Origin of the sequence: Adhaeribacter aerolatus, assembly GCF_007991635.1 — a bacterium.
Lineage (GTDB): Bacteria > Bacteroidota > Bacteroidia > Cytophagales > Hymenobacteraceae > Adhaeribacter > Adhaeribacter aerolatus.
In genome coordinates this window covers 22,416-39,735 of record NZ_BJYS01000021.1, presented here as the reverse complement: position 1 = coordinate 39,735, position 17,320 = coordinate 22,416, and the positions used below count along the sequence as shown (strand labels likewise).

Here is a 17,320-nt window from a genome sequence, read left to right as displayed (position 1 = left end):
AACTTAAGCAGCATGAGCAAATATATTTTGGCTTTTGACCAGGGCACCACCAGTTCCCGGGCTATTGTTTTCGACCGGCAAGGTGCCATTGTTTCGATGGCCCAAAAAGAATTTACCCAGATTTATCCGCAACCAGGCTGGGTAGAGCACGATGCCAACGAAATCTGGTCGACGCAGGTAGGCGTTGCCGCCGAAGCGATTCTGAAAGCTAATTTACACGCCAGCGATATACAAGCCATTGGCATTACCAACCAGCGCGAAACCACCGTAGTTTGGGACCGGCGCACCGGCGAGGCCATTTGTAATGCCATTGTGTGGCAAGACCGTCGCACCGCCGAATTTTGCGACAGCCTGCGGGCGCAAGGCTTGGATACCATGATTCAGGAAAAAACCGGCCTGGTAATAGATGCTTATTTTTCGGCTACCAAAGTAAAGTGGATGCTGGAAAATATACCGGGTGCCCGCGAAAAATCCGAAGCCGGTCACCTGGCCTTTGGCACCATCGATTCCTGGCTTATCTGGAAAATGACCGATGGCAAAACCCACGTAACCGATGTAACCAACGCCTCCCGCACCTTAATATTCAATATTCATACCCTAGCCTGGGACGAGGAATTATTAGCACTGTTCGGGATACCGGTTAATATGCTGCCGGAGGTTAAATCATCAAGCGAAGTAGTGGCCGAAACCTCCACCAATCTGTTCTCTACCCGCATTCCCATTGCGGGTATTGCCGGCGACCAGCAGGCCGCTTTGTTCGGGCAAATGTGTACCAAACCCGGTATGGTTAAAAATACCTACGGCACCGGCTGCTTTATGCTGATGAATATTGGCGACAAACCTATTTTATCGAATAACCAATTGGTAACTACCGTAGCCTGGAAAATAAACGGGCAGGTGCAATATGCTTTGGAGGGCAGTATTTTTATTGCCGGGGCCGTGGTACAATGGCTGCGCGATGGGTTGGGTATTATTTCGCATTCGGCGGAAGTAGAAGAACTGGCACAGAAAGTAAAAAGCAGCGACGGCGTATATTTGGTACCGGCTTTTGCTGGTTTGGGCGCTCCGTACTGGGATCAGCACGCCCGCGGCACCATGGTGGGCTTAACCCGCGGCACTACAGCAGCCCACATTGCCCGCGCCTCTTTAGAAAGTATTGCCTACCAAACCATGGAAGTTTTAAAAGCCATGGAAGCCGATGCGGGCGTAGAAATTGAAGAATTGCGGGTAGACGGCGGCGCTACCGCTAATAATTTATTGATGCAGTTCCAGGCGGATTTATTGCAGACCCGGGTGGTAAAACCAGCTATTACCGAAGTAACCGCTATTGGCGCGGCTTACCTGGCTGGGCTGGCAACGGGTTTCTGGCAAAGCACCGAGGAAATTCAGGAGCAATGGCAAATAAGTAAGCAATATGAGCCGGACAAAAATTTTCCGAAAGAAACCTATACCAAAGGCTGGCTTAAAGCCGTGAAAGCCGCCCGCGCCTGGGCCCGCGACAACGAACCAGAATTGGAATCTTCATCCGCCACCATCAGCTAAGAAACAGACATGTCCGCATTTACAGCCGAATTTATAGGAACGTTTATTTTAGTATTATTAGGTAATGGGGTGGTCGCGAATGTGGTACTCAAAGGCACCAAAGGCAATAATGCCGGCTGGATGGTTATTACCACCGGCTGGGCTCTAGCGGTTTTTGCCGGGGTGGTTATTGCCGGACCTTACAGTGGTGCTCATTTAAACCCGGCCGTTACCCTGGGTTTGGCCTTTACCGGGAAATTTGAGTGGGCTCAGGTACCATTATTTATATTGGCCCAAATGGGCGGTGCCATTCTGGGGGGGCTCATTGTTTGGTTGTTATATAAGCCACATTTCGATACTACCGATGACTCCTCGTTGCAGTTGGCGGTTTTTTGTACCAGTCCGGCCATTCGCCACCCGTATGCCAATTTATTCAGCGAGATGGTAGGCACCTTCGTGCTTATTTTTGCTATTTATTATGTTACTACCCCCGAAATGGGCGACCAAAAAACCCCAATTGGCATGGGTTCGCTGGGAGCGTTACCAGTTACGTTTATTGTCTGGGCCATTGGCTTGTCGCTGGGTGGCACAACCGGTTACGCCATTAACCCGGCCCGCGATATAGGTCCAAGACTCGTGCATACACTTATCCCGATTAAAAATAAATGCCACAGCGATTGGCAATACGCCTGGGTACCCATTTTTGGTCCCATTTTAGGTGCCGGTATGGCAGCGGTGCTGTATCTAATGTTAAGAGCTTAACGGATATTACACAGGTTGACGTTGCGGCAAGCCAAACTTAAACGAATATTTTGCAGGAGCATTTATTGGCACCTAAAAGGGAGAGAAAGAATGAAATATTCTTTCTCTTCTTCTATACTTCATTTATACATAGTAAATTCGTTAGTCCAGTTCCGGTTATCATTTAATTTTCGATAGCTATACAGAATGTATTTTGTATACCCAGTTGTTGGCTTAATCTAAGAAGCTATAATTTTAAGGGATGAATATTCCAGAAATTAGAAATGATAAATTAGTTATTTTCAAGCCTGAAAATGGTAACACTGAATTTCAAGTTATTCTTGATAGTGAACACGTTACTGTTTGGGCTACAGAACAGCAGATTGTGGATTTATTTGGAAAATCTAGAAGAACAATTGGTGAACACATTAAGAATATCTATGCTGAAGGAGAACTTGACAAGGAATCAACTTGGCGAGAATTCCGCCAAGTTCAAAAAGAAGGCGACAGGGAAGTTTCTAGCAATGCAGCCGCATAGCCACGGACTGTTAGACGGAACTTTCTATATAAAGAAGGTTCATCAATCGCTTAACCTAAAAATTAGCAAAATTAAATTCATACCTGTGTAATCCCCGTTCCTAAAAATATTATGAAAAAATATTGCCTTACATTACTTGTAGCTTGTTTATTTCTGCTTATAAATACTGGTTGTAAAACCCAATCGCCGGCCGTAGTTATGCAAAAAAGCTTTCCTGATTTTTACAAAGAAGGCCACCGGGGCGCCCGGGGCTTAATGCCCGAGAACACTATTCCGGGTATGTACAAAGCTGTAGATGCCGGGGCTAATATTCTGGAAGTTGATGTTTACATTACTAAAGACCAGCAGGTAGTAATCACCCACGACCCGTATGTGAACCCAAATTATATGCTGCTGCCGACCGGCGAAGAGATTCCGAAGGAAGAGGCCAAAAAATACGTGCTGCACCAGATGAATTACGCCGACATCCGGCAGTTCGACGTGGGTTCTAAACCCTACCCGGCTTTTCCACAACAGCAGAAATTAAAAACCTACATGCCGTTGCTCGGTGAGTTAATCGATTCGGTGGATAATTATACAGCGGCTAAAAAATTAAAGCCGGTTATTTACAACATCGAAATAAAAGCTAATCCGCAGTACGACGGGGTTTACCAGCCGGAGCCGGCTACCCTGGTAAGAAAGGTAATGGAAGTAGTAAACAGCCGCAAATTACCCAACAGCCGTTTTTACATTCAGTCTTTCGATATCCGGCAAATTCAGGAAGTACACCGCAGTTACCCGGAGGTAATTATTGGCTTCCTGACCGATAAAAAAGAAATGACGTTTGAGCAGAACCTGGAGCAAATCGGGTTTCAGCCGCACATTTACAGCCCGCATTACAAACTGGTAACCGCCGAACTAGTTCAAAAATGCCATGCCCGCGGCATCAAGTGCGTACCCTGGACGGTAAACGACTTAGCCGAAATGAAAACCCTGCAGGCTTTGGGCGTAGATGGCATTATTACCGATTACCCCAATTATTTCAGCCAGTTAAATTATTAGATTTTTTTGTATTAGATTCTTTTGTCATTCAGGAGGAACCTATTTAACTGATTCAAGGCCAGTAGCTCTGGGGAATTTAGATTGAGAGGTTGGAATAAAATAAAAGGCAAACTAATATTTTATCAAATTATCAGGTAGCTAAAGCCATTGAATCCGCCAAATAGGTTCCTCCTGAATGACAAATATGGATTTCTTTAACCTTAATATTTTCACTTTAGGGTAGCAGCAGTTTAGGTATTTAACTCATTCTCTATTAATAATTTTCAACAAGTATTAGCAGGTAGAAACCGGTTTTTTCCTCTCAAAAATTTAGAAACTTTATTTCGGTATTCTATCTCAAGGTTAACTCAGGTTACCTTTAACCCAACTCAGAATTTACAACATGTACAAAATAGTAAGTCTTGGCCTGATTATTTTATTTATGGCCGCTTGCAAAAGCGGCCCCAGTGCCTCTAAGCATCAATCTCCCCTGCCCCAGTTCAGTACCGAAGGCCACCGGGGCGCCCGCGGCTTGATGCCCGAAAATACCATTCCGGCCATGCGCAAAGCCATTGACCTGGGCGTTACTACCCTCGAAATGGATGCCCACATTACCCGCGACAAAGAAGTAGTATTGGCTCACGACGATTATATAAACCACTTGTTTATGCTCAGTCCCGAGGGTAAAGAAATTAGTAAAGAAGAGGCCGAAAACATGGCCCTTTATCAAATGGATTACGCCGAAGTTCGCCGGTTCGATGTAGGTTCGAAATTTCATACGGGCTTTCCGCAACAGCAAAAGCTGAAAACCTATATTCCGCGGCTGGCCGAAGTAATTGATTCAGTGCAAACTTACCTGAAAGCGAAAAACAAGCCGCCGGTTTTTTACAACATCGAAACCAAATCTAAACCAGCCGGCGATAATCGGCTGCACCCCGACCCGGAAAATTTTGTAAACCTGCTGATGGGGGTTATCCAGGAAAAAAAGATTACGCCCTGGGTAATTATTCAATCTTTCGATTTGCGGACGCTCCAAGTGCTGCATCAAAAATACCCCCAGGTCAGAACCTCGTTTCTGGTGCAGAATAATAAACCGGTAGCCGAAAATTTGCAGGAACTAGGTTTTACGCCAACAGTTTACAGCCCCAATCTAAAAATGGTAACTCCCAGCCTGGTAAAAGATTCACACGACCGGGGCATGAAAGTAGTGCCGTGGACGGCTAACACCGCCGAGGAAATTGCCAAACTAAAAGCACTGGGCGTAGACGGCATTATTTCGGATTACCCGAATTTATTGGTGGCTGCGCCATAAAATGAATAACTGCAAGCCGGCAGTATATTTTTATTGCCGGTTTGCATTTATTTATTTTACCCACTTTCTTCCCGCTTTTATTTGCATAATAAGCTAAGCCCGTTTACGCCACGCCCAACCTGGCTCCCGCTGATAATAACTAATCATATAGCAGCCGCCTTTATCAGCCCCAACTTGACGTACCCACCGGGATAGGTGAGAATTCTAAAAGATTAATTTTTAGAACATTACGAACAATAATGTTTTAAAAAGCTTATATTTAAAATGAATAAATATAAAAATTATTTCCGGTGGAGCAGCTGCAACAGGCACATAGCGAATCGTTTATCTGGGAGGAATTCCGAAATGGCAGCGAAGCAGCTTACACCACTATTTATAACCGGTATGCCGCTAATTTATTTAATTATGGCTATAAACTGGCCCACGACCGCGACTTAACCAAAGATTGCATTCAGGAGGTTTTTGTGAATTTATGGCGCTCCCGCGAAAACCTCTCGCCTACTTCTTCTATTAAATATTACCTGTTTAAAGCCTTGCGCCACGAAATCATGCGCAAGCTAAACCCCAGAAATTTTACCAGCGATTTACCCGATAACTATCATTTTGAAGTGGTGCTCTCGGCAGAGCAGCTTTTAATATTGGACCAAACCACGGCGGTAAAACACGAAAGATTATTACAGGAATTAGAAAAATTGCCGGCCCGGCAAAAAGAAGCTATTTTTTTACGGTTTTACGATAACCTTTCTTTTGAAGAAATTGCGGCTATCATGCAAATTGAGCAACGCTCGGTATATAAAATGATTTACAAAGCCATCGAAAACCTGCAAAATAACCTGGTAAACATCAAGGTCTTATTGGTTTTACTCTTCATTTCCGAAGCAAGGTCAGCGTAATTTTTTTTGCAAATATTCAATTTCAGGCCAAACCATCTTACCAGATTTTCAACAAAACCAACTAAGCATTCTGATTATCATAAATATTATAAAATTTTAAATTTCTGAAGGGTCATTTTTACTTATTCCTGACTTATTATAAGTGAATGCCTGGTTTGGGTTATTCGCTACACCAATAGGTTATGGAATATCTCGACTTTACAGCCGAAGATTTTATTCTCGACTCTTCTTTCATTAAATGGGTGCGTAATCCGGATTCGAAAACCAAGGCGTTTTGGGAATCCTGGCAGACCGCGCACCCGGAAAAAGCCGAAGAGATATCCCAGGCCCAGTCTTTTTTGCAGCGTTTACAATTCCGGCAAGATGCGCTCTCCGCCCAGGAGCAGGCGCAACTCTGGCAGCAAATAACAATTGCCCGCCAGCAGTCAACCGTAACCCGTCAATTGCCTACACCGGCACCGTACCGGGTTTGGTTGCAGGCCGCGGCGGTGGCATTGCTGCTGCTAACCAGCTGGTTAATTTATGCAGTTAACCAACCGCCGGAAATGGTACACGTGCAGACTGCTTTTGGCCAGACCAAATCCATTAATTTACCAGATGGCTCGGTGGTAAAATTAAACGCCAATTCCAAACTGAGCTATCCCAAAGAATGGCAGCATCGGGATAAGCGCGAGGTGTGGTTACAGGGCGAGGCTTATTTTGTAATTTTTAAAAAGCCCGGGGCTCCTTTTATTACCCATACCTTATTAATAAATATAGAAGTAACGGGTACGCAGTATAACTTAAAAGCCCGTCGCAATGCGGCCCAGGTAGTGCTTACCGAAGGCCGGATTAAAGTAGCCAATGCTGCTGTACCAACCGATACCAGCCGCTTACGCTTATTACCCGGCGATTTGGCCGAAATAAAAGCCGGAGAAACAGTTATCCGGAAACAGACGGTTGATCCGGCCTTGTATGCTTCGTGGCACCAGCAAAAGTACGTTTTTTATAAAACCCCGCTGGCCGAAATAGCCCGGATGCTGGAAGATACTTACGGCTTGTCGGTTCAGTTTAAAGATCCGGCTTTGGCGCAACGCCAGCTAACCGGTGAGCTGCCCGGCCTGAATTTAAATATTTTACTCGCTGCTATCGCCGAATCGATGGATATAAAAGTGACGAAAACCCGCGATACGGTTTTCCTGGCTAGCAATACCCCTGAATAAGCTTAAAAAATAAACCTTCTCTTTATCCACCATTATTTAATTAAATGAGAAATGACTACTTATTTAAAGAAAATCAGCCTATTGTGGCTGAGCCTGCAGCTCCTGCTGCTGCCTCACACTACGCCTGCTCAAAAAATAGTTTTAGCCCAGGAATTCAAAACAACTCCTAAATCCGAAAAGGCTAAACAACTGGTACATGTTTTAAACGAAATAAAAGCCCGGTACAAAATCAGCTTTTTGTTCGAGGATAAAATTCTGGAAGGAAAAGTTATTCAGTCGGAAATAAAATATTCCGAAAATGTGGAAGACCTGCTGAATAAGCTGCTTCCGCCGCTAAACCTGAAATACAAAAAAATTGCCGCGGGTATTTTTATTATTTCGGGAAATAATGCGCTGAATGGCCACCTGGAAAACAGGGTAATTAATTATTTAAAATTAGCCGATATTACTTTAACCGGTAAGGTAACAGATGCCGTTGGGGGTGCCAATCTGCCGGGCGTAACGGTGGTTTTAAAAGGCACCACTACCGGCACGGTTACCAATAGCGAGGGCAATTATAGCCTGGAAATTCCGGAAAATGCCGCTAATGGCACCCTGGTATTTTCTTTCATTGGTTTTAATGCCCAGGAAGTAGCCATTGGTAATCGTTCGGTCATCAATGTTTCGCTGGCCGCCGATACCAAGGCTTTGGATGAGGTGGTGGTAATTGGCTACGGCACCCTGCGTTCGCAGGATGTAACCGGCGCAGTAGCCACCGTAGATCAGAAAACTCTCAAAACCTTACCCGTAGCCACCATTGATCAGAAACTGATTGGCCAGGTAGCGGGGGTGCAGATTCAGCAACTCTCGGGGACGCCGGGTGGCGGCACTTCGGTTAAAATACGGGGTAATGGTTCGCTGGGGGCCGGTAACGAACCTTTATACGTGGTAGATGGCATGCCTTATTCGGCGGGGATGAACCAAAACACTAATCCGCTGGTCTTTTTAAACCCAAATGATATTGAATCGGTTACGGTGCTGAAAGATGCATCTTCCACGGCTATTTATGGTTCCAGAGGAGCCAACGGGGTTATCTTAATCACCACCAAAAAAGGCGCTACTGACCGTACCGAAGTAAGTGTTTCGTCGATGCAGGGCGTGCAGCAGGTGCCGCATAAAGGCCGCCCCGAATTGCTTAACCTCCGGGAATTTGCCGAACTGCAGCGCGACAAAATAGACGTAACAGTTCGCCGGCTCGAAAACCGCACCGCTACCGTTGCCGATTATCCCGCCGAATACCAGAACCTGGATAACCTTAGCGGTAATGGTACCGACTGGTACGATTTACTGTTGCAAACTGCTGCCATTCAGGATCACAACGTCAGCTTACTGCGGGGCACCAAAGATTCGCGGCTTAATTTTAGTTTAGGTTATTTTAAGCAGGAAGGTACCTTGCGCTACACCGGGGTAGAGCGTTTCAGCGGCAAAATGGGCATCGAGTCTAACATTGGGAAGGCCATATTGGTGGGCGCCTCTTTACAACCCAGTTATATCCAACAGGACCGCACCGCCACCAATACGAACCGGGAAGATGTGTTGGGCACAGCTATCTGGGCCAATCCTTTTACCACCCCTTACGACGAAAATGGGCAATTGAAACCTTATATTACCTCGCCGCAAAGTAAATACCACTCGGCCTGGAGTTTTGCCAATCCGCTGTTTGTATTAAAGGAAACCGTGCAGCAACAGGCTAACTTCCAGAATCTGGGTTCGGCTTTTGTTCAGTTTACCATCCGGAAAGATTTTAAAGCCAAAACCTCTTTATTCACCAACTGGTCTACGTCTAAATTTTTTCAATATGTGCCTAGCACAGTTGGCGCCGCGAATAAACCGCCCGTGGCCGGTACCGGCCGGTCCGTAAATAACCGCGGCGAAAGCTTCGACTGGCTCGTGGAAAACACCCTTACGTACGATAAAGCCTTCGGCAAACACCAGGTAACGGCGCTGCTGGGTTACACCACACAGAAACTTTCAGCCAGCTCCATTAACCTGAATGCCGACCCGTTTGCCAATGATTTAATTCAAACCATTAACGCCGCCCAGAGCATTAAAACCTGGGGCCAGGGCACCAACGAATGGAGCATGATATCTTACCTGGGCCGGGTAAATTACGGCTTCAACGAACGCTATTTATTAACGGCCACTTTCCGCTCCGACGGCTCTTCGCGCTTCGGGATAAACAACCGCTATGCATTATTTCCTTCGGTGGCCGCCGCCTGGCGGATTTCGGAGGAAAGCTTTCTACAAGATAACGCCTTTATCGAAAATTTGAAACTCCGGGCGAGCTACGGCAAGAGCGGTAATAATAATATTGGCAATTACGCGCACTTGGCTGCTATTACACCGGGCGCTTACATCTTCGGCAATACCCAAGTAACAGCCTCCAGCGTGGGCTTGCCTAACCCTAATTTAACCTGGGAAGAATCGAAGCAGTTAGATGCAGGTTTAGATTTGGATGTGTTAGATGGCCGCTTATCGGTGGTAGTGGATTTGTATACCCGGGAAAGCCAGAATATGCTGCTCGATGATATTATACCGGCCATTACCGGTTTTAATACCCAAACGGTAAACAAAGGCAGTGTCCGGAACCGGGGCCTGGAATTAGGCATTGGCGGTATGCCTTTAGATGGCGCGCTGGCCTGGACCACAAATTTTAACCTGGCTTTTAACCGCAACAAGGTTCTTTCTTTAAATGATAACGGCGACCGCATACTGGCCGGCAGTAACGATAACAATCCCACGCACATCTCGGTGGTAGGCAAGCCCATCGGGCAATTCTTTGGTTATATTTATGATGGCTTGTATACTCCTGAAGATATGGCCAACCCGGATATTATTAAAACCGCCCAGGTTTACGAAGGCAACGTAAAGTACCGCGATATTAACGGCGACGGCATTATTACCGATCTGCTCGATTATACCATTATTGGTAATCCCCACCCCAATTTTACCTTTGGCTTTACCAACAACTTTTCTTACAAAGGGCTAAGCCTGGGAGTAGTCGTAAACGGGCAATCGGGCGGCCAGGTAATGAACGGGCTGCGCCAAACCGTAGATAATTTGCAGGGATTTTTTAACGTAAATAAAGAATGGGCCAACCGCTGGCGCAACCCCGATATACCCGGCGATGGCATGCATTACGGCGTACCGAAACTGACCCCTAGCCTGGGCCACCGGGTTTCTAATTTGTGGGTGGAAGATGCCTCTTACCTGCGCATTGCCAACGTAACGCTGGGTTATAGTTTGCCGGAAAAATGGGTGGAATATACCCGGGTAGTAAAAAATTGCCGCTTGTATGCCACCATCCAAAACCTGGCCATGTTTACCCGCTACGGCGGCGCTAATCCCGAAGGGCAATCGGTTAATATAAACAATACGCTGGCACCCGGCTTCGATATGACGTCTTATCCCTTAGCCCGCACCACCTCGGTGGGTATTAACCTTACTTTTTAATTGGTAGCTGCTCTGAATCTGAAAACTTCTTTCTGCGGAAAATAAATATTTTATAAAGATAAAATTTACAAAGGTGAAAAAGATTCTATATATCCTGTCTTTGCTGGCGCTAACTGCCTGCTCCGACGATTTCCTGGAACTCTATCCGGATACCACGCTAAACGAAAGCAATTTTTACCAGTCCGAAAAAGAATTTATTCTTTTGGCCAATGGCTGCTACGTGCCTATGCGGAATTATGAGAAAGTAGAGCATTGGGTAATGGCCGAACTGGCCTCGGACAATGCCAGTTTCCAGTACAATACCGCTACCGGCGAGGCTTCTAAAGGCGTTATCGATCAGTTTATCCTGGCCTCGAACAATGTGGCCTACGCCAACTTCTGGAATTTTTCTTACAACGGCATTACCCGCTGCAATAAATTACTCAGCGAAATCGACCGCCCGGGCGTAACCTGGTCTAAAATCACTTACCAGGACCGCAGTGCCGCCGAAGCCCATTTTCTACGCGCCTTGTATTATTTTAATCTGGTACGGCAATTTGGCGGCGTGCCCCTGGTAACCAAGCCGATTACTTCGCAAGAGGCAGTTGATATTAAAAGATCAGCGGCAGAACAGGTTTATGAGCTAATTATTACCGATTTAAAAGAAGCCGCTACCCGGTTTGCCAAAGCCAAAGATGTAGAAGAAAATGGCCGGGCCAATGAGGCAGCGGCGCTAGCTCTGTTGGGTAAGGTATACATAACAAACCAGCGTTTTGCCGAAGCCGAAGCCCCTTTAAAAGCCGTCATCAGTTCGGGCAAATATTCGCTGCTGAACAATTACGTCGATGTATTTAACCCCACGAACAAAGATTTTAAAGAAACTATTTTTGCCATTCAGTTCTCGGAAAACAGCGTAGAGCTCGCCAATAGGTTCATCTTCTTTTTTGCCCCCTGGACCTCCGCCGGCGCTATTACCAACCGCCCCGCCATCAGTTTAATAGGCGGCGGCTGGAACCAACCCACCGACGACCTGATCAATGCCTTTGAAGCGGGAGATAAACGCAAAGATGTTTCGATAAAATATTGGACGGGCAAGGACTGGGATGGTCAGGTGCGGCCTATTCCGTACTGCGGCAAATACAAGCCTCCCGTAACTGCCCCTGACGACCGGACCGGCGATAATCTGCCCATTTTGCGGTATTCTGATGTGTTATTATTGTATGCCGAAGCCCTCAATGCCCTGGGACGCACCGGCGAAGCCATTCCTTTTGTGCAGCAAGTGCGCAACCGCGCCGGCTTAACCAAAGCCCTCACCGGATTAAACAAAACAGAATTGGAAAACTTAATTGCCAATGAACGGCAGGTAGAATTCTGCTTCGAAAACCAGCGCTGGTATGACCTGAAACGCACCGGCAAAGCCCTGGAGGTAATGACTGCCCACGGCGCACGGGAAAAAGCCAAAAAAACGTTTTTGTATGCCTCAGCCTTTGCCATGGCGCCTTATATGTTACTGGCGCCCTTACCGGAAGAACAAGTGCTGGTAAATAAATTAGATCAGAATACAGGCTATTAATAGCAGCCTGATTTAAACAGGATTTGACAATCTCTTATAGCTATCACTATGCATAAATTAAAAGTAATTGTAGCCGTACTCGGAATATTTTTAAGTTATCTCACGCCGCTTTACCCCAGCGTGGCCCAGCAGCCAGCCAAACCCAATATTGTTTATATTATTGTGGACCAATGGCGGGCGCAGGCCACCGGTTATGCCGGCGATAAAAATGTACTAACCCCTAACCTCGATAAACTGGCGGCCAGGAGTATTAATGTAAAAAATGCAGTATCGGGTATGCCGGTGTGCACGCCCCACCGGGCCTCTTTGCTCTCGGGCCAATATCCGTTAACTACCGGGGTATTTATGAACGACGTGATGCTGGACACCGCCAAAACCACCCTGGCTAAAGTTTATAAAAAAAATGGTTACACCACCGGCTTTATCGGAAAATGGCACATAGACGGGCACGGCCGCACCAGTTATATTCCGGAAAACCGGCGCCAGGGTTTTGAATACTGGAAGGCTTTAGAATGTACCCATAATTATAACAACTCGCCTTACTACGCCGGCAATTCGCCGCAGCAGCTTTTCTGGGAGGGCTACGATGCCATTGCCCAGGCTACCGATGCCAGCCGTTTTATTACGGATCACGCCAAAAAAACCAATCCGTTTGTGTTATTTGTTTCGATGGGACCTCCCCACGATCCTTACCAAACCGCGCCGGAAGCTTATAAAAAACTGTACGAAAACAAAGAGCTGCAGCTAAACCCCAATGTACCCGCCGAACACCGGGAGAAGGTAATAAAAGACCTGAAAGGATATTATGCCCACATGACTGCCCTAGACGAGAGTATTGGCAAACTATGGCAAACCATTCGGGCAGCCGGTATCGAAAAAAATACCATCCTGGTTTTTACCGCCGACCACGGCGATTTATTAGGCGCGCATGGTTCCTGGAACAAGCAACAGCCCTACGCTGAAAGTATTAAGGTACCATTCCTGCTGCATTATCCGGCTGCTTTTGGTACCACCGGCAAAACATCGCCCATTCTCCTCAATACCCCCGATATTATGCCTACTTTACTAGGCTTATCTAATATTCCGATTCCTGCCTCTGTAGAAGGAGTCGATTTTTCCCGGGTTTTAAAAGGTACGCAAAAAGATAAGGTAACGCATACGTTAATTTCCTGCGTGCAGCCTTTCGGGCAATGGCACCGGGGCAAAGGTGGCCGGGAATACCGGGGTTTGGTAACTACCCAATATACTTACGTGAAAGACTTGCAAGGTCCCTGGCTGTTATTTGATAATACCAAAGATCCGTTTCAACTAAATAACCTCGCTGGTAAGGCGCCTTACGCCGAAACGCAAAAGAAACTGGACAACCTGTTAATCGCCAGTTTAAAACAACGCAAAGACGATTTCCGGCCCGGCATGGAATATGTTCGGAAATGGAATTACGTGGTAGATGAAACCGAAACGGTACCTTACCACAAAATTAACTATGAAGGTAAACCCATAGTGGAGCAGTAAACAGAGTCAATATATTATTATATTTAATATAGATCCTGATGAGCTTTAGCTTTAAATTAAGTTTATAAGTATGAAAAAATTAAGAAACTGGATTTCCATTATTCTTCTTTGCCTCGTGGTTTCAAGCCCTTTTTTTGCCTTCGGAGAAAAAAAAGCCGGACAGCCTAATATTATTGTGGTTGTTACGGATGATCACCGGTGGGATGCGTTGGGAGCCATGGGCAACAAAATAATTCAAACCCCCAACCTGGATAAGTTGGCTAATAAGGGTTTGCTATTTAAGAACGCTTATGTTACCACCGCTATTTGCATGGTAAGCCGGGCCAGTATCTTAAGCGGGCAATATTTATCCCGGCACCAGATCAATGATTTTACGACTGCTTTCAGCCCTGAAGCACTCGCGCAGACCTACCCGCTGTTGTTAAAAAATGCCGGGTACAAAATCGGCTTCATCAATAAATATGGAGTGGGTGTAGGGTCAAAAAATCAACCCGACGAGCATTTTGATTATTGGAGTTGTACCGAAAAAGGGCAGCCCGATTATGAAATGAAAGACGAAGCCGGTAATTTTATTCATAACACCGATAAATCCGGCAACGATATTCAGGACTTTCTGGATAAATTCGGCAAACAAGGCCCATTTTGCTTATCGGTAAGCTTTAAGGCACCCCACGAGCAAGACGGTAATCCGCCCCGGTTTATTGTGCAGGAACGCTTTAAAAGCTTATACCAGAATGTTACCATCCCCACCCCCGAAACCGCCGCCCCGCAATATTGGAACAGCTTCCCTGAGTTTTTCCGCAACGAGCAAAATATTGCCCGCGTCCGCTGGAAGCCTTTATTTTCGACGCCCGAATTAGCCCAGGAAACCACCAAAAATTATTACCGCCTGATTACCGGCGTAGATGAGGTAATGGGCAACATGGTAGCCAAGCTGGAAAAATTAGGCATAGCCGATAACACCATCATTATTTTCATCGGCGATAACGGATTTTATTTAGGCGAGCACGGCATGGAAGGAAAGTGGTACGGTCACGAAGAATCTATCCGGGTGCCCTTGATCGTTTATGATCCCCGCGCCAACAGCCAGGAAAAAAGAAAGGTGGTAACTGACATAGCCCTCAATGTAGATGTTGCGCCGACGCTCCTGGGCTTGGCCAAGGTTCCGGTGCCGGCAGGCATGCAGGGCATAGATTTAATGCAGTTAGCCGCCGGCCGCAATAAAAAACCTGCCCGGACAGACTTTTTCTACGAACACACCTATCTCGGCAGCCCGCGCTTACCCAAAGTAGAAGGCGTAGTGAGCCGGGAAATGAAATACATGAATTTTATTGAGCATGGCTACGAAGAATTGTACGACCTAAAAAAAGACCCCCACGAAAAGACCAACCTGGCGAAAGACCCGAAATACAAAGCCAAACTGGAAGCCTTGCGCCAGCGTTATAAAACCTTAAAGGCTCAGGCAGCTTAATTAGGAAGGCTGAATAATAGCCATTAGGTGTACGCTAACAGGATGTTATTTTGTAGTTGTTTCCTATTTACATTTCGGGCAGCATCCGACGCCATGGACGGTGATAACACTATAGTCGTCCGGCTAAAGAATATATTAGAATATTTTACATATGCTCGCGCCAGCTTTTAGCTGGTGTGTACGGATGAAAGGAAGTTTTTAACTTCCTGCCAGTTGAAAACTGGCCCTTATAAGTAGCCACAAGCTGCGCTTTGCTAAACTTGCGCCAGCGCTAGTAGCTTAGCCTGACGAGTATAGTGTTATCGCCAGTTCTAAACCTTTACCAGGTGGTATTAGAGCAGTTCTTTAATTTACTGTTACGTTAGATTTATAACTTAAAATAAAGTAAAAAGGTCGGATGAATAACATTCATCCGACCTTAATTATTTAGGAGCTATAGTAGAAACCTGATACTCTGGTATATTTAAAGGCGACAGCAATTAAATGATTATCAGGATACTGAAATTTTTTACATGTTGCGCAATTCCGAAAGAATTACTTACCGTAACCAGGGTTTTGCTCCAACGCCGGGTTTTCCTGAATAGAAACAGAAGGTATTGGCCATAACATATCTCTGACAGGATTAAAACTACGGGTATCTACCCGCTGACCTTTATCATTCTTAACATCGGCATTTAAAACCTGAGGTGCAATTCCCCAGCGGCGCACATCATAATAATATAGGCCTTCCCCTGCCAGCTCTATCCGGCGTTCATGACGAATCTCGGACCGCATCCGGTCTTTCGATAAGCCGGCGGGCACCTCCGGCATATTTACACCAGGGCGGCGGCGTACGGCGTTAATAGCGTTATATACCGAAATATCTGGTCCTACCGCTTCATTCTGCGCTTCGGCATACATTAATAAAACATCGGCGTAGCGCATTAAAATAACATTGATTTCCGATTCGTTGTCCGGCAGTGTTCTGGCCGGCACTTCCGTATCGCGGTAAATGGTATATTTTTTCTGACCAAAGCCGGTTCTGGGGTACTGGGTGGCCGTTACGGTTTTACCTTTGTACTGGCTACCCGGCACTATAACCGTAGCTTGTAAACGCGGATCGCGATTGTCATAGGGTTTTGCCGGATTGTATAAAGGTGATTGCGTAATGGGCAAGCCATCTTTCGCATAATAATCATTTACCAGGTCAGGAGTTGGGGCAATGGTATTAAATTGATCTAAAGTAATGTCTAAACCATGGCCTGATTCGGGATATTTATATTGAATATCAAAAATAACTTCTGCGTTGCCTTCATTTTCCAGGTAAAACAAAGCACGGTAATCGGGAAAAAGCGAATAAGCCGGGCTGGCCCCTACCTTTAAATCCATCACCGCCTTGGCCGCCGCCGCCGCTTCGGCCCAACGCGAAGCATACAATAAAAAGCGTGCTTTAAAAGCTAAAGCAGCGCCCTTGGTAGCTCTGCCTTTATCAACGCCACTATACGAAACCGGCAAATCCACCGCGGCTTCGTCCAGATCTTTCAGCATTTGGGTTAGAATGTCCTCGGCTGAATTGCGGGGCAAGGTGGCCTGCGTTTCGAAACTAGGCGCATCCAGAATAAGCGGTGCGCCCCCAAATAAATTCCAAAGCGGGAAATAATACAGGGCCCGCAAGAACTTGGCCTCGGCTTTAAAACGCTTCTTCAGGCTTTCATCCATATCAACCTTATCAATATTCTGGATAACATTGTTGGCCCGGCCAATTCCGCGGTAACTGGCGTTCCATGCACTGTTAAATATGGCGGTGTTGGCATCGAAATTACCCGTTAATACCAGGTTATAAACCGCATTATAGGAATAGGTATTGGGCGATAAGTTTTCGCGGGCAATGGTGGCAGTTCCGCCGTAAAACCCGCCGTTTTGCAACACGGCATAAGTAGCATTAACAGCAGCTTGTACCTGTTCCCGGTTCTGGAAAAAGGTATCCTGCACGTACCGGTCCCTCGGATTAATGTCCAGCACATCTTTGCAACCAGTTATTAAACCCAAGGTTAGTGCACTTAGTAATATATATATTTTCATAAAAT

At 46.1% G+C, this 17,320-nt stretch carries 12 protein-coding genes; 11 read left to right on the top strand and 1 reads right to left on the bottom strand.

From position 1 onward, the window contains the following. Positions 1-12 precede the first annotated feature (12 nt). From glpK to AAE02nite_RS14365, 11 genes are all read left to right on the top strand, one after another. Positions 13-1,542, top strand: coding sequence for a glycerol kinase GlpK (gene glpK, locus AAE02nite_RS14415; protein ID WP_146898662.1), 1,530 nt, complete (start codon positions 13-15; stop codon positions 1,540-1,542). 9 nt (positions 1,543-1,551) lie between these two features. Beyond that, entirely contained in the window at positions 1,552-2,283 is a 732-nt protein-coding gene (locus AAE02nite_RS14410; RefSeq protein WP_146898659.1) for an MIP/aquaporin family protein, read from the top strand. Positions 2,284-2,524: 241 nt separating this feature from the next. Then, positions 2,525-2,800, top strand: coding sequence for a virulence RhuM family protein (locus tag AAE02nite_RS14405; RefSeq protein ID WP_146898656.1), 276 nt, complete (start codon positions 2,525-2,527; stop codon positions 2,798-2,800). 111 nt (positions 2,801-2,911) lie between these two features. Then, positions 2,912-3,841, top strand: coding sequence for a glycerophosphodiester phosphodiesterase family protein (locus AAE02nite_RS14400; RefSeq protein ID WP_246151049.1), 930 nt, complete (start codon positions 2,912-2,914; stop codon positions 3,839-3,841). Positions 3,842-4,223: 382 nt separating this feature from the next. Beyond that, on the top strand, positions 4,224-5,132 hold the full coding sequence (locus tag AAE02nite_RS14395; protein ID WP_246151047.1) for a glycerophosphodiester phosphodiesterase family protein: 909 nt from the start codon (positions 4,224-4,226) through the stop codon (positions 5,130-5,132). Between the two features lie 290 nt (positions 5,133-5,422). Continuing rightward, positions 5,423-6,025, top strand: coding sequence for an RNA polymerase sigma factor (locus AAE02nite_RS14390; RefSeq protein WP_246151045.1), 603 nt, complete (start codon positions 5,423-5,425; stop codon positions 6,023-6,025). Between the two features lie 182 nt (positions 6,026-6,207). Continuing rightward, positions 6,208-7,227, top strand: a complete 1,020-nt coding sequence (locus AAE02nite_RS14385) for a FecR family protein (protein ID WP_146898653.1) — start codon at positions 6,208-6,210, stop codon at positions 7,225-7,227. Between the two features lie 51 nt (positions 7,228-7,278). Then, positions 7,279-10,719, top strand: coding sequence for a SusC/RagA family TonB-linked outer membrane protein (locus AAE02nite_RS14380; RefSeq protein ID WP_146898650.1), 3,441 nt, complete (start codon positions 7,279-7,281; stop codon positions 10,717-10,719). 73 nt (positions 10,720-10,792) lie between these two features. After that, positions 10,793-12,271, top strand: a complete 1,479-nt coding sequence (locus AAE02nite_RS14375; protein WP_146898647.1) for a RagB/SusD family nutrient uptake outer membrane protein — start codon at positions 10,793-10,795, stop codon at positions 12,269-12,271. Positions 12,272-12,319: 48 nt separating this feature from the next. Then, on the top strand, positions 12,320-13,783 hold the full coding sequence (locus AAE02nite_RS14370) for a sulfatase family protein (RefSeq protein ID WP_146898644.1): 1,464 nt from the start codon (positions 12,320-12,322) through the stop codon (positions 13,781-13,783). A gap of 70 nt (positions 13,784-13,853) precedes the next feature. Continuing rightward, the gene (locus AAE02nite_RS14365; protein ID WP_146898641.1) at positions 13,854-15,254 is read left to right on the top strand and encodes a sulfatase family protein; all 1,401 of its coding nucleotides are present in this window, start codon (positions 13,854-13,856) and stop codon (positions 15,252-15,254) included. Between the two features lie 534 nt (positions 15,255-15,788). Here AAE02nite_RS14365 and AAE02nite_RS14360 read toward each other — a convergent pair. Continuing rightward, positions 15,789-17,315, bottom strand: coding sequence for a RagB/SusD family nutrient uptake outer membrane protein (locus tag AAE02nite_RS14360; protein WP_146898638.1), 1,527 nt, complete (start codon positions 17,313-17,315; stop codon positions 15,789-15,791). Positions 17,316-17,320: the final 5 nt, after the last annotated feature.

What these genes read in the sequence shown, in the direction of transcription:
- glpK (WP_146898662.1), top strand. Translation starts at nt 13, where the DNA reads ATGAGCAAATATATTTTGGCTTTTGACCAGGGCACCACCAGTTCCCGG.
- AAE02nite_RS14410 (WP_146898659.1), top strand. Translation starts at nt 1,552, where the DNA reads ATGTCCGCATTTACAGCCGAATTTATAGGAACGTTTATTTTAGTATTA.
- AAE02nite_RS14405 (WP_146898656.1), top strand. Translation starts at nt 2,525, where the DNA reads ATGAATATTCCAGAAATTAGAAATGATAAATTAGTTATTTTCAAGCCT.
- AAE02nite_RS14400 (WP_246151049.1), top strand. Translation starts at nt 2,912, where the DNA reads ATGAAAAAATATTGCCTTACATTACTTGTAGCTTGTTTATTTCTGCTT.
- AAE02nite_RS14395 (WP_246151047.1), top strand. Translation starts at nt 4,224, where the DNA reads ATGTACAAAATAGTAAGTCTTGGCCTGATTATTTTATTTATGGCCGCT.
- AAE02nite_RS14385 (WP_146898653.1), top strand. Translation starts at nt 6,208, where the DNA reads ATGGAATATCTCGACTTTACAGCCGAAGATTTTATTCTCGACTCTTCT.
- AAE02nite_RS14380 (WP_146898650.1), top strand. Translation starts at nt 7,279, where the DNA reads ATGACTACTTATTTAAAGAAAATCAGCCTATTGTGGCTGAGCCTGCAG.
- AAE02nite_RS14370 (WP_146898644.1), top strand. Translation starts at nt 12,320, where the DNA reads ATGCATAAATTAAAAGTAATTGTAGCCGTACTCGGAATATTTTTAAGT.
- AAE02nite_RS14365 (WP_146898641.1), top strand. Translation starts at nt 13,854, where the DNA reads ATGAAAAAATTAAGAAACTGGATTTCCATTATTCTTCTTTGCCTCGTG.
- AAE02nite_RS14360 (WP_146898638.1), bottom strand. Translation starts at nt 17,315, where the DNA reads ATGAAAATATATATATTACTAAGTGCACTAACCTTGGGTTTAATAACT.